General features: G+C 66.6%; 12 protein-coding genes. 5 read left to right on the top strand and 7 right to left on the bottom strand.

The window, feature by feature from the left end:
• Window positions 1-100 precede the first annotated feature (100 nt).
• Window positions 101-610 (top strand): WKL family lipoprotein, encoded by a 510-nt coding sequence (locus NOF53_RS13005; RefSeq protein ID WP_255968850.1) that lies wholly within the window; start codon window positions 101-103, stop codon window positions 608-610.
• A 61-nt stretch (window positions 611-671) separates the two neighbouring features.
• Here the strand turns inward: NOF53_RS13005 and NOF53_RS13010 are convergent, their stop codons facing one another.
• Window positions 672-1,526, bottom strand: a complete 855-nt coding sequence (locus tag NOF53_RS13010; RefSeq protein ID WP_255968852.1) for a tRNA (adenine-N1)-methyltransferase — start codon at window positions 1,524-1,526, stop codon at window positions 672-674.
• A 93-nt stretch (window positions 1,527-1,619) separates the two neighbouring features.
• On the opposite strand from NOF53_RS13010, the gene NOF53_RS13015 reads away from it, so the two are divergent.
• Entirely contained in the window at window positions 1,620-2,525 is a 906-nt protein-coding gene (locus tag NOF53_RS13015; RefSeq protein ID WP_255968853.1) for a RecB family exonuclease, read from the top strand.
• On the top strand, window positions 2,522-3,364 hold the full coding sequence (locus NOF53_RS13020; RefSeq protein WP_255968855.1) for a thioesterase family protein: 843 nt from the start codon (window positions 2,522-2,524) through the stop codon (window positions 3,362-3,364). The genes NOF53_RS13015 and NOF53_RS13020 overlap by 4 nt, the downstream gene beginning before the upstream one ends.
• A gap of 38 nt (window positions 3,365-3,402) precedes the next feature.
• On the opposite strand, the gene hisG is transcribed toward NOF53_RS13020, so the two are convergent.
• From hisG to metH, 6 genes are read right to left on the bottom strand one after another with little or no spacing between them, the layout of a single operon-like run.
• Window positions 3,403-4,254 carry an ATP phosphoribosyltransferase gene (gene hisG, locus NOF53_RS13025; RefSeq protein ID WP_255968857.1) on the bottom strand — a complete coding sequence of 284 codons (852 nt, stop codon included), beginning with the start codon at window positions 4,252-4,254 and terminating at the stop codon, window positions 3,403-3,405.
• A 52-nt stretch (window positions 4,255-4,306) separates the two neighbouring features.
• Window positions 4,307-4,588 carry a phosphoribosyl-ATP diphosphatase gene (locus NOF53_RS13030; protein ID WP_201453570.1) on the bottom strand — a complete coding sequence of 94 codons (282 nt, stop codon included), beginning with the start codon at window positions 4,586-4,588 and terminating at the stop codon, window positions 4,307-4,309.
• A gap of 25 nt (window positions 4,589-4,613) precedes the next feature.
• Entirely contained in the window at window positions 4,614-5,507 is an 894-nt protein-coding gene (locus NOF53_RS13035) for a pseudouridine synthase (RefSeq protein WP_255968860.1), read from the bottom strand.
• Window position 5,508: 1 nt separating this feature from the next.
• The gene (gene trhO, locus NOF53_RS13040) at window positions 5,509-6,369 is read right to left on the bottom strand and encodes an oxygen-dependent tRNA uridine(34) hydroxylase TrhO (RefSeq protein ID WP_255968862.1); all 861 of its coding nucleotides are present in this window, start codon (window positions 6,367-6,369) and stop codon (window positions 5,509-5,511) included.
• 15 nt (window positions 6,370-6,384) lie between these two features.
• Window positions 6,385-7,089, bottom strand: coding sequence for an HAD family hydrolase (locus NOF53_RS13045; protein ID WP_255968864.1), 705 nt, complete (start codon window positions 7,087-7,089; stop codon window positions 6,385-6,387).
• Entirely contained in the window at window positions 7,082-10,651 is a 3,570-nt protein-coding gene (metH, locus tag NOF53_RS13050) for a methionine synthase (protein ID WP_255968866.1), read from the bottom strand. The genes NOF53_RS13045 and metH overlap by 8 nt, the downstream gene beginning before the upstream one ends.
• A gap of 51 nt (window positions 10,652-10,702) precedes the next feature.
• Here metH and NOF53_RS13055 point away from each other — a divergent pair, with 51 nt between their 5' ends.
• Window positions 10,703-11,644: a PAC2 family protein gene (locus NOF53_RS13055; RefSeq protein ID WP_308213814.1), complete on the top strand. Its 942-nt coding sequence runs from the start codon at window positions 10,703-10,705 to the stop codon at window positions 11,642-11,644.
• Window positions 11,641-12,792: an MFS transporter gene (locus tag NOF53_RS13060; protein WP_255968868.1), complete on the top strand. Its 1,152-nt coding sequence runs from the start codon at window positions 11,641-11,643 to the stop codon at window positions 12,790-12,792. The genes NOF53_RS13055 and NOF53_RS13060 overlap by 4 nt, the downstream gene beginning before the upstream one ends.
• Window positions 12,793-12,828: the final 36 nt, after the last annotated feature.

Below are 12,828 nucleotides of genomic sequence, written 5' to 3' on the forward strand. Positions count from 1 at the left end.
ATCGGCCAACGAGAGTCCCGAACCTCCAGTTTCCATCATGTTAGCCTTACCTACCTGCTGAGCAGTTTCTCTCTCTTCTGGTGTAACGAAAGGGCTCGTTGTGATAATCCGCACTCCGCTGATCGGCACCTCCTTCGTCGGCAAGGCCGCGGTCGCCGCGGGCGCTGTCGTCCTCGCGCTCGGACTGTCGGCGTGCTCGTCCGACGACACCACGCCGGCCACCGCCACGACGGCCACCGCCGCCGCGACCGCAACCGCGGACCAGGATTCCGTTGCCGCGCCAAGTTCGGCGGAACTGCTCACGACGCTCCAGGTCCTCGTCGATCCCGCGCGCCCCGTGAACGAGAAGACCGTCGTGGTGGTCGAGGGTGAGAAGCGCCGCTCCAACATCGAGGCCATGACCGCTGCCACGGCCAACTACCCGGTGTCGTTCGCCGTCGCAGACGTCCAGGTAGACGGGGATATTGCCACGGCGAACGTCGCGGTGACGAGTCCGCACGGCACCGCCGCTCCCACCCCGTGGACATGGGAGAACGTCGACGGCACCTGGAAGCTGTCGGACGAGAGCACCTGCGCGTTGCTGGGCATGGCCCGAACGGGCTGCAGCTAGAACAGACCCGAAGGACCGTTTCTGCGGCGGCGCCCGTTCGGGCGCCGCCGTTTTCCGTCCGTCAGCCCTTGCCGGACCTGCGCTGCGGCTTGGGGGTGACCGTGCCCTCGGCGAGGCGCCGGGCACTGACGAGGAACGCGGTATGGCCTTGCATCCGGTGCTCGGGGCGCACCGCCAGGCCGACCACATGCCAGCCGCGCACGATCGACTCCCACGAACGCGGCTCGGTCCAGCACTCCTGCTCCCGCATCGCCTCGACCACTTTGGAGAGCTGCGTCACAGTAGCCACGTAGACGACGAGGACGCCTCCCGGAACGAGCGCCTTCGACACCGCGGGCAGGGCATCCCACGGCGCCAGCATGTCGAGAACGACCCGGTCCACCTGGCCACCCGCCGTCTCGGCGTCGAACTCGGCGACATCGGCGATTGTCAGATCCCAGTTGTCCGGCCGTTCCCCGAAGAAGGTCTCGACGTTGCGGACCGCGTGCTCGGCGTGGTCGTCGCGCACCTCGTAGGAGATGACCCGGCCCTGTGGTCCCACCGCCCGAAGAAGGGAACAGGTCAGTGCCCCGGATCCGGCGCCCGCCTCGAGCACACGCGCACCGGGGAACACGTCACCCTCGTGCACGATCTGTGCGGCGTCCTTCGGGTAGATCACCTGGGCGCCGCGCGGCATCGACAGGACGTAGTCGACCAGCAGCGGCCGCAACGCCAGGTAGGGAGTGCCGTTGGTGGACTTGACGACACTGCCTTCGTCCGTGCCGATCAAGTCGTCGTGCAGGATGCCGCCGCGGTGGGTGTGGAATTCCTTGCCCGCTTCCAAGTTGACCGTGTAATGCCGGCCTTTGCCGTCTGTCAGTTGGACGCGATCGCCCACCCGAAACGGTCCGCTCGGTCGCGTTTCGCGTCCTACCATGTGTCAACGACTCCTCAACCTGTTCGTTCCGGCTCGTCGTACTCGCCGGCGGCCACGACGAGACTGTCGGACCAGGCGCCTACCCTGCCAGGTGTGAGCATCTCAGAGTCGTCAGCCCCTGTGACAACGGGTTCCCCATCACAGACCGAACTGGGGCCGGCAACCCGCAGGCGCCCCGCGCTCTCCCCGTCCCGGGCCGGTGACTTCAAGCAGTGCCCGTTGCTCTATCGCTTCCGGGCCGTCGACCGACTCCCCGAGGCACCCTCGCGGGCGCAGGTGAAGGGCACGGTGGTGCACGCGGCGCTGGAAACATTGTTCGGGTTGCCCGCCGCCGAGCGTGTCCCGGAGCGCGCCGTCGACCTGATCCCTCCCTCGTGGGATCGGATGCTCGCCGAGGCACCCGAACTGATCGATCTGGTACCCCTCGACGAGCGCGAGGCGTTCCTCGACGAGGCCCGCTCTCTGGTCGTCGCCTACTACGGTCTCGAAGACCCGACGCGGTTCGAGGCGGAGTCGTGCGAGCTGCGGGTGGAGACGGAACTCGACGACGGGGTGTTGCTGCGCGGTTTCGTCGACCGCATCGACGTCGCGCCTACCGGCGAGGTGCGGGTGGTCGATTACAAGACCGGCCGCGCCCCACGGGAAATGAGCGAGTCCAAGGCGTTGTTCCAGATGAAGTTCTACGCCCTGGTGCTGCTCCGGACCCGGGGCATCGTACCCGCGCAGCTGCGTCTGCTGTACCTGGCCTCCGGCATCGTGCTCACCTACGCGCCCGACGAGGACGAACTGCTGCGGTTCGAACGCACGCTGTCGGCCATCTGGAAGGCGATTCTGACGGCGGGTGCGACCGGCGACTTCCGCCCCAAGCCCAGCCGACTGTGCGACTGGTGTGACCATAAAGCCCTGTGCCCGTCGTTCGGCGGAACACCGCCGCCCTATCCGGGATGGCCGGAAGGTCCGGCCGAGGACGCGCCAGGATTCGAGGAGATCGTCGAATGAGTTCGGAGTCCTACTACGTTCCGGTCGGTTCGGAATCGCTGAGCGCTGCAGCGTCCGATCCGGACCGGAAGGTCACTGTCGGGCGGTTCGCGAGTACCGACCTGACCATCAGCGTGTGGGCCGACACCATGCAACACGGCGCGCCCCCGTCCGCGCTCCTCGTCCGCGCGCTCGAGCGTTGCGGCGCCCGGAACGACGTCCGGGTCACCCGGGTCGCCGTCGATATCCTGGGCCCCATCCCGATCGCCGAACTCGAGGTCCGCTCCTGGGTGCAGCGTCCCGGCCGAAGGGTGGAGTTGGTGGTCGCGGAACTGTGGGCCGCCGATGCCGCCGGCCGATCGAGGGCGGTAGCGAGGGCCACCGGGTGGCGGATGGAGACCGTCGATACCCGCGACACGGTCCACACCGCCGACGCACCCCTCCCACCACGGACCGCCGGCCGCGAAGGCGCCGTGTGGACCTTCCCTGGTTCCGGGTACCTCGACACCCTCGAGTACCGATGGATCGCCGAGATCGGCGGCGATGGCCCCGCCGCGGTGTGGGCGAAGCCGAAACCTGCCCTCGTCCGCGGCGAGCAGATGACCCCGCTCGAGCGGTTGTTCTCGGTGGCCGACATCGCCAACGGTGTGGGATCCAAGCTCGACCCGACGCACTGGACGTTCCTGAACACGGACCTCACGGTGCACGTGTTCCGGGTACCGGAGGGTGAGTGGGTCGGGGTCAGCGCCGAAACGTCCATCGGCCCCGACGGCGTGGGCATGTGCGCGGGCGTGCTCTACGACGACGCCGGGGCGATCGGTCGCATCGCCCAGTCCGTACAGGTCCGCGCCCGCCCCTGAGTTGGAGGCGAGCGCGGAAGGGAAGTGGAACGCGACGTCTACAGCGCGCGGCACGACCGGATGTTCGAGGCGAGGATCGCCTTGGCACCGAGTTCGGCGAGCTCGTCCATCACACCGTTGTGTCCCTTGATCGGCACCATCGCCCGCACCGCCACCCAATTCTCGTCGGCCAGAGGGGACAGTGTCGGCGATTCCAGACCCGGGGTGATCTTCAACGCGTCGTCGAGGATCGTCTTGGGGCAGTCGTAATCGAGCATGAGATTCTGTTGCGCGAACACGATGCCCCGAACCCGCTCCACCAACTGATTGCGGGCCGAATCGTCGGCGGGCGAACCCGCGCGTTCGATGAGCACACCCTCGGAGTCGCAGAGAGTATCCCCGAACGCGACCAGGTTGTGCTGGCGCAGTGTGCGTCCCGACCCCACCACGTCGGCGATCGCGTCCGCGACACCGAGCTGAATCGAGATCTCGACAGCACCGTCGAGGCGGATGACCGAGGCCTCGATGCCGCGGGCCGACAGATCGTCGCGCACGAGATTGGGGTAGGACGTGGCGATCCGCAGCCCCGCGAGGTCCTCGACCGACCAGTCCTTCCCCGCAGGGGCGGCGTACCGGAAGGTGGACCGCCCGAAGCCCAGGGAGAGACGCTCGGAGACCGATGCACCCGAATCGCGGGCAAGGTCGCGGCCGGTGATCCCGAGGTCGAGCTCACCCGAACCGACATAGATCGCGATGTCCTTGGGGCGCAGGAAGAAGAACTCGACCTGGTTGGCCGGGTCGAGAACGGTCAGGTCACGCGAGTCGGTGCGGCGGCGGTAACCGGCCTCGCTGAGAATTTCGGCGGCGGACTCGGACAGCGAGCCCTTGTTCGGAACTGCAACGCGCAGCATGAGAGGGGTCCTTTCGGAGAAGACGCGGGAAGAGAGAGGCTCGATCGACCGATCACAGATGTCGGTAGACGTCCTCGAGCTTCAGCCCTTTACCCACCATCAGCACCTGGACCCAGTAGAGCAGCTGAGAAATCTCCTCGGAGAGCGCGTCGTCGCTCTCGTGCTCGGCGGCAATCCACACCTCACCGGCCTCTTCGAGGATCTTCTTTCCCTGCGAATGGACGCCGGCGTCCAGGGCGGCAACGGTGCCGGAGCCCTCGGGACGGGTGGCGGCGCGTTCGGTCAGCTCGGCGAACAGGGATTCGAAGGTCTTCACGAGGACCCATTGTTTCACGCCACCGCGGTCTCCTCGGAACCGGTCACCGCCCGAGAGTGCGGCGACTCTCGAACCGGCGGACCGCACCCGACACCGGGTCGGTGAACTCGATGGCCCGTGCCAGCAACTGCAGGGGCGAAGAGAAGTTCCCGGGCTCGGAACGGCGGAAGGTCGGGTAGTAGTTGTCGCCCTCGATGGGCAACCCGAGCGAAGACATGTGCAACCGCAGCTGGTGTGTGCGACCCGTCCTGGGCAGCAGACGGTAGCGTCCGCGACCGTTCCTCGACTCGATCAGGTCGATGACGGTTTCACTGTTCGGCTCCCCCGGTTCTTCGGTCGCCGTCATCACTCCGTGTTCCTTCACGATGCGGCTGCGAAGGGTGCGTGGGAATGTCAACGTCGGATCGGTGTCGGCAAGTGCCTCATACTCTTTCGTCACCTGCCGGGAGGCGAACAACTCCTGATACGGTCGACGGTCCTCTCGCCGGACGAGGAATACGAGCACACCCGCCGTCATCCGGTCGAGCCGGTGCGCCGGCGTCAATTCGGGGAGATCGAGGGTCTTTCGCAGTCGCACGACCGCGGTCTCGGTGATGTGGGCGCCACGCGGAATGGTCGCGAGGAAGTGCGGTTTGTCGACCACGACGAGCCGGTCGTCGTGATGGAGGATGTCGATGTCGAACGGCACCGGGATTTCGGGGGCGGGGTCACGGTAGAAGTACACGAAGCGAGTCGGCGAGTACCGCGTTCGGCGATCGACCACCCGTCCGTGTTCGTCGACCACTCCCCCGCTGTCGATCAGCGTGAGCCAGTGCGCACTGTCGTCGGGATAGGTCCGCAGGAGAAAATCGGCAACGGTCTTCGTGTCGACGTCGGCCGGCATCCGAATGCGGTCCGGTCCGAGGCCGTTGCGGACGGGCAGCGGGGCACCGGCCATGTCAGCCGACCCGGCCTTCGGCCGTGCAGCTCTCACACACGAGAGCGAGCGCGCGTCCCTGATCCTCGGGCAGATTCTCGTAACGGGACGTGGGGACCCCACATTCGGTGCAGCGGCCCAGGATGCTTGCCTGGTCACTGAAGTTCACGGCCATTCGCTTGTCGAAGACGTACAGCGACCCCTCCCACAGGCCGGTGTCACCGAAGGCTTCGCCGTATCGAACGATGCCGCCGTCGAGTTGATACACCTCGCCGAAACCGCGCGAGCGCATCAACGACGACAACACCTCGCAGCGCACTCCGCCCGTGCAGTACGTGACCACTGCCTTGTCCTTGAGGTGGTCGTACTTCCCGCTGTCGAGTTCGTGCACGAAGTCTCGGGTAGTCGACACCGCGGGGACGACGGCGCCGCGAAATCGGCCTATCTCCGCCTCGAAGGCGTTGCGGCCGTCGAAGAACACGACGTCGTCGCCCCGTCCCTCGACCAGGTCGTGTACCTCACGTGGCGCCAGGTGGGTGCCGCCGCCCACCACCCCGGACGTGTCGACCTTCAACTCGTCGGGCGCACCGAAGGACACGATCTCCGGCCGCACCCGGACACTGAGTCGGGGAAAGTCGTCGCCGAGCCCGTCGGACCATTTGATGTCGGCTTCCCGGAACGGTGCGTAGCTTCGGGTGCCCTTGACGTACCGCTTGACGTCCCGAATGTCGCCGCCCACTGTGGCGTTGATGCCGTGCTCGGAGATGAGGATCCGGCCGGTGAGGTCATTGGCCTCGGCGAGGGTGTGCTGCCACAGCCGGATCGCCTCCGGGTCGGCGAGCGGTGTGAACACATAGAACAGCACAATTTTCGGTACGGCCACGGGAAACCAGGATACCTAGAGCCGCAGGGCGCTCGACTGCGCTCGCGGCCGCGACCACAACTCGCCGAGTTCAATGCCCGTAAGGCCTTCGAGGCTGTCCCGGAACACCCGGCCCGGAGCCTCCGGTACGACGACCTCGCAGGGGATGACGAGGACGACGCATCCGGCGGCCTGTGCCGACGCGGCGCCGGTGGGTGAGTCCTCGATGGCGAGGCACTGTGCGGGGTCCAGTCCCAGCAGCTCCGCGCCTCGCAGATACGGGTCGGGGTGAGGCTTGCCGAAGGGCACCTCGTCACCACACACCGAGTGGTCGAAGTGTTCACGCCCGAGGGTCTCGAGTGCGCGTTCGGTGAGACGACGCTCGGTGTTGGTCACCAGGGCGGCACTCAAACCGTGCTCGCGCACCGTGCGCAGGGCCTCCAATGCGCCGGGGCGCCACGGGATGCCGTCGGCGAACAACCCTTCGACCCGGGTGAACATCCATTCCTTGGCCTCGGCCAGCGCTCGCGGATCCTGCGCAAGGCCGAGAGCGTCGAAGATGACGCCGAGCGCATTGGCACTGGACGCACCGATCGTCTTCAGCCGTGTCTCTTCGGTCATGGGACCGCCGAGGTGCAGCGACAACTCCCGCACCGCGACATCCCACATCTTCTCCGAGTCGAGCAGGGTTCCGTCCATGTCCCACAGAACACCTGCGAGATCGTTGCCCAGCTCAGACATTGAAGTACTTCGCCTCGGGATGGTGCAGGACGAACGCATCCGTGGACTGCTCCGGATGCAACTGCAACTCCTCGGACAGCTTCACGCCGATCCGCTCGGGTTCGAGCAGAGCCACCATCTTGGCCCGGTCCTCCAGGTTCGGGCAGGCGCCGTAGCCGAACGAGTAGCGGGCACCCCGGTACGCCAGATCGAAGAACCCGGACACCTCCGACGGGTCCTGTTCCGCCACATTGTGTCCGCCAGGCAACACCAATTCCTCCCGGACCCGGCGATGCCAGTACTCGGCCAGCGATTCCGTCAACTGCACGCCGATGCCGTGCACCTCGAGGTAATCGCGATACGCGTTGGCGGCGAACAACTCGTTCGCGAAATCCGCGATCGGCTGTCCCATAGTGACCAACTGCATCGGGAACACATCGACCTGTCCGGTCTCCTTCGCTTCGGTCCGCGAGCGGACGAAATCGGCGACGCAGAGGAATCGGTCACGGTGCTGACGAGGGAACGTGAACCGGAACCGTTCTTCGGCATCGGGCTTCGGCTCGGCGAGCACCACCACGTCGTCACCCTCGGAGACAGCCGGGAAGTATCCGTACACCACCGCGGCATGCGCGAGGATGCCCTCCGTGCTCAGGCGATCGAGCCAATACCGCAGTCGGGGGCGACCTTCGGTCTCCACCAACTCCTCGTAGGTGGGACCGTCGCCGGACCGCTGTCCGCGCAGACCCCACTGTCCGAGGAACAGCGCACGCTCGTCGAGAAGTCCCGAGTACTCGGACAACGAGACGCCCTTGACGATCCGGTTGCCCCAGAACGGCGGATTCGGGACGTCGATGTCGGTAGCCACGTCGGACCGCTCGGGCACCTCGATCGGCGTCTCGGCAGCCTTCCGCTTCTCGGCGATCCGCTTGGACCGTTCGTGGCGAGCCTTGCGTTCGGCCGCCTTCTCGCGGGCCGCGATCGCTTCCGGGCTGTCCGGATCGGGTCCACCGCCGCGCTTGAACGCCATGATCTCGTCCATCCGGTGCAGACCCTCGAAGGCGTCCCGCGCGTAACTGACCTCACCCTCGTACACCTCGGCGAGATCGTTCTCCACATAGGAACGGGTGAGGGCGGCACCGCCGAGGAGCACGGGGAACTTCTCCGCGACGCCTTTGGCGTTGAGTTCCTTCAGGTTGTCCTTCATCACGACGGTCGACTTCACTAGCAGACCGGACATGCCGATCACATCGGCCCTCTGCTCGATCGCGGCATCGAGGATTGTCGCGATCGGCTGCTTGATGCCCAGGTTCACCACGTCGTAGCCGTTGTTGCTCAGGATGATGTCGACGAGGTTCTTGCCGATGTCGTGGACGTCGCCCTTTACGGTGGCGATGACGATGCGGCCCTTGCCGTCCTCGTCGGTGGCCTCCATGTGCGGTTCGAGGTGCGCCACGGCCGCCTTCATCACCTCGGCCGACTGCAGCACGAACGGGAGCTGCATCTGCCCGGACCCGAAGAGTTCGCCGACGGTCTTCATGCCGGACAGCAGGGTCTCATTGATGATCGCGAGCGGCGGCTTCTCCTCCATCGCCGCGGTGAGGTCCTCGTCGAGGCCGTTGCGTTCACCGTCGACGATGCGCCGCTCGAGTCGCTCGAACAGGGGCAGGGCAGCCAGTTCCTGGGCGCGGGATTCGCGCGCCGACGCCGCCGAGACACCCTCGAAGAGTTGCATGAGCTTCTGCAACGGGTCGTAGCCGTCGCTGCGACGGTCGTAGACCAGGTCGAGGGCCGTTTCCCGCTGCTCGTCGGGGATGCGTGCCATCGGCAGGATCTTCGACGCATGGACGATCGCGGTGTCCAAACCCGCCTCGGTGCACTCGTGTAGAAACACCGAGTTCAGCACCTGCCGTGCGGCCGGGTTGAGACCGAATGAGATATTCGACACACCGAGGGTGAAATGCACCCGAGGATGCCGTTTCTTCAGCTCCCGGATCGCCTCGATGGTCTCGATCCCGTCCCGGCGCACCTCCTCCTGACCAGTGGAGATCGGGAACGTCAACGCGTCGATGATGATGTCGGACTCGTCGAGACCCCAGTTCACGGTGATGTCTTCGAGTAGGCGCTCGGCGATGCGGACCTTGTGCTCCGCGGTCCGTGCCTGACCCTCCTCGTCGATGGTCAGGGCGACCACGGCGGCGCCGTGCTCCTTCACCAGCCGCATGATCTTCTGGAACCGCGAGTCCGGCCCGTCGCCGTCCTCGTAGTTGACGGAGTTGACGGCGCAGCGACCTCCGAGATGCTCGAGGCCCGCCTGCAGCACGGCCGGCTCGGTGGAGTCGAGCATGATCGGCAACGTCGACGCCGTCGCGAAACGGCTTGCGAGAGCTGCCATGTCGGCGGCGCCGTCGCGGCCGACGTAGTCGACGTTGAGGTCCAGCATGTGAGCACCGTCGCGGGTCTGGTCCTTGGCGATGTCGAGGCACTTTTGGTAGTCCTCCGCGATCATCGCCTCACGGAACGCCTTGGAACCGTTCGAGTTGGTGCGTTCACCGATCATCAGGATGCTCGCATCCTGATGGAACGGAACCGCGGTGTAGAGAGAGGACGTCCCCGACTCACGCACCGGGTTGCGCTCGGCCTTTTCGACCAAACGCACCGCCTCGGCTACCTGCCGGATGTGCTCCGGGGTTGTGCCGCAGCAACCACCCACCAGCGCGAGCCCGTACTCCGAGACGAAACCGCTGAGCGCCTCCGCCAGCTCCTCGGCTGTGAGCGGGTACTCCGCCCCGTTGGCTCCCAGGGTGGGCAGGCCTGCATTGGGCATGACCGACACCGGCAGCGACGTGTACTTCGACAAGTGCCGTAGGTGCTCGCTCATCTCGGCGGGACCGGTGGCGCAGTTGAGGCCGATCATGTCGATCCCGAGCGGTTCGAGAGCTGTCAGCGCGGCACCGATCTCACTGCCGAGGAGCATCGTTCCGGTGGTCTCGACTGTGACGTGCGTGATGATCGGCAGCCGCGAGCCGAGCTTCTCCATCGCCATCCGACTGCCGAGGATCGCGGCCTTCACCTGCAGAAGGTCCTGGCACGTCTCGACGAGGATTGCGTCGGCACCCCCGTCGATCATCCCCATCGCGGCCTCGGCGTAGGCGTCGCGCAGGCTCGCGAACGAAGCGTGGCCGAGTGTCGGCAGCTTGGTTCCCGGGCCCATCGATCCGAGCACGAACCGACCCATGCCATCGCGTCCCGGGCCCATCTCGTCGGCGACGTCACGCGCCAGCCGGGTACCCTTTTCGGCCAGCTCGCGAATCCGATCTTGGATGTCGTAGTCCGCCAGGTTGGGCAGATTGCAGCCGAACGTGTTGGTTTCGACGGCGTCTGCCCCGGCCGCGAAGTACGCGCGATGGATCTCTTTCAGCACGTCGGGGCGGGTGTGGTTGAGAATTTCGTTGCAGCCCTCGAGGCCCAGGAAGTCGTCCAGAGTGAGATCTGCGGCCTGCAACATGGTGCCCATGGCGCCGTCGCCGATCACAACGCGCTGGTTCAACGCATCGAGCAGGGCAGTGTGGAATGGCGCAGACATGCCGTCCAGACTAATGGGCGTCGGGGCGGATGCTGGCCGTAGGCTGGGTGGGTGAGTTCCAGTGAGTTCCCTGTCACGCCCGCGGGCCGCGACGACGACGCCCTCGACACCGCCGATGCCGGTGCCGAGGACAGTGGCGTTCCCGTGCTGCGTGACCCTGTCATGGTCGCCGCCTTCGAAGGCTGGAACGACGCCGGCGACGCCGCGAGTGGAGCGGTCGAACACCTGGAGTTGACCTGGGACGCCCAGCCGCTGGCCGAGCTCGATTCCGAGGAATATTACGACTACCAGGTCAATCGCCCCACCGTCCGGCAGGTCGACGGCGTCACCCGGGAGATCGTGTGGCCGGCGACCCGCCTGTCCGTGTGTTCTCCGCCCGGCAGTGAGCGCGACGTGGTCCTGCTGCGCGGAATCGAACCGAACATGCGCTGGCGCAGCTTCTGCGAAGACCTGCTGGAGTTGATCGACCAACTCGAGATCAACACCGTCGTCATCCTCGGGGCTCTCCTCGCTGACACGCCGCACACCCGTCCCGTTCCCGTCACCGGTAGCGCGTACAGCAGTGAGGCCGCCGAGCGATTCAAACTCGAGCAGACGCGGTACGAGGGGCCGACCGGTATCACCGGGGTGCTGCAGGACGCCTGCGTCCGGGCCGGTGTACCCGCCGTGTCGTTCTGGGCGGCCGTCCCCCATTACGTTTCGCAGCCGCCGAACCCCAAGGCCACAGTCGCGCTGCTCCAGCGTGTCGAGGACGTCCTCGACATCGAGGTTCCGCTCGGCGAGCTGCCGAGCCAGGCCGACGACTGGCAGGAAGCCGTCACGGAGATGACCGCCGACGACGAGGAAATCGGCGACTACGTCCGCTCGCTCGAAGAACGCGGCGATGCCGAGACCGACATTTCCGAGGCGATCTCGAAGATCGACGGTGACGCATTGGCGGCTGAGTTCGAGCGGTACCTGCGCCGGCGTGGGCCCGGCAGCTTCGGGCTGTGACGCGGCGCTCCCCCGAATCGATTCGTTCTGCCCTGCAACGCACCGCCCTCTACGGCGGTGGCTTCCTCGGCCCGTTCGGCGGCGGCGTCGTCGTCTCGATCCTCCCGGAGATCGGTGACGATCTAGGCGTCGACGCCGCAGCCGCCGCCAGTTCCCTGACGGCGTACCTGCTTCCGTTCGCGCTGGTCATGCTCGTGTCAGGAACGCTAGGGGCCCGCTGGGGTCGCACTCGGACCGTCCGGGCCGCCTACGCCGTCTACCTGGTGTCGTCGCTGGCGTGCTTCGTGGCGCCCACACTGCCGTTGTTCCTCGGCGCGCGGGTATTGCAGGGATGTTCCAACTCGTTCACCACGCCCCTGCTACTGGCTGCGCTCGCCGCCTCCACACCGAAGAAGCACCTCGGACGTTCCCTCGGAATCTTCGGCGCCTTCCAAGCCGCAGGTCAGTCGAGCGCACCGCTCGTCGGCGGACTCACCGCGGAAATCGACTGGCGGCTGTCATTTCTCGTCATCGCCCTCGTCGCAGCGGCCCTCGGGCTGATCGGAATACCCGACGCTGCACCGGACGAACCGGGGGCCGCGCGCCCACGCCTGCGCGACGCGCTCACCCTCCCAGTACTGCGAATGGGTGTCGTCGCACTGCTCGGCTGGGGAGCCCTGGGTGGGCTCAGCTTTCTGGTGGCCTTCCGCGCCGAGGACGACTTCGGCCTGAGCCCGACCCAGCGAGGCCTCCTGCTCACCGGATTCGGAGTAGCCGGAATCCTCACGGCCCGCCTCGTGGGCGGCGTCATCGACAAGATCGGCGCACGCGCCGCCGTGGTGATCGGCGCAGTCGCCGGCGCCGCGCTCATCGCTGCTGCCGGCACCATCTCCCTCCTCGCCGTCGTGGCCGTGGCCTGGTTTGCAGCCGGAACGGCGGGTCAGTTCATCCTGGTCGGCGTCAACGCAGCAGTCCTCGGATCTTCCGGACCCAATCGGGGCGGGGCGGTCTCGGTGGTGCAGGCACTGCGGTTCACCGGCAATGCGCTGGCACCGATTACCCTCACCCCCGTCTATGCGATATCCCCGGCAGCGGGCTTCCTGGTTCCTGCCGTGCTGCTCGCGGTGGCAGCTCCCCTGTTCATGCCACGGGACAACTCCCCCGTCTGACACAACCTTCGCGGACCCTGTGAGGTGTTCCTGATT

The sequence above is a fragment of the Rhodococcus tibetensis genome (assembly GCF_024438035.1).
Lineage (GTDB): Bacteria > Actinomycetota > Actinomycetes > Mycobacteriales > Mycobacteriaceae > Rhodococcus_F > Rhodococcus_F tibetensis.

What these genes read in the sequence shown, in the direction of transcription:
- metH (WP_255968866.1), bottom strand. Translation starts at nt 10,651, where the DNA reads ATGTCTGCGCCATTCCACACTGCCCTGCTCGATGCGTTGAACCAGCGC.
- hisG (WP_255968857.1), bottom strand. Translation starts at nt 4,254, where the DNA reads ATGCTGCGCGTTGCAGTTCCGAACAAGGGCTCGCTGTCCGAGTCCGCC.
- NOF53_RS13010 (WP_255968852.1), bottom strand. Translation starts at nt 1,526, where the DNA reads ATGGTAGGACGCGAAACGCGACCGAGCGGACCGTTTCGGGTGGGCGAT.
- NOF53_RS13035 (WP_255968860.1), bottom strand. Translation starts at nt 5,507, where the DNA reads ATGGCCGGTGCCCCGCTGCCCGTCCGCAACGGCCTCGGACCGGACCGC.
- NOF53_RS13020 (WP_255968855.1), top strand. Translation starts at nt 2,522, where the DNA reads ATGAGTTCGGAGTCCTACTACGTTCCGGTCGGTTCGGAATCGCTGAGC.
- NOF53_RS13045 (WP_255968864.1), bottom strand. Translation starts at nt 7,089, where the DNA reads ATGTCTGAGCTGGGCAACGATCTCGCAGGTGTTCTGTGGGACATGGAC.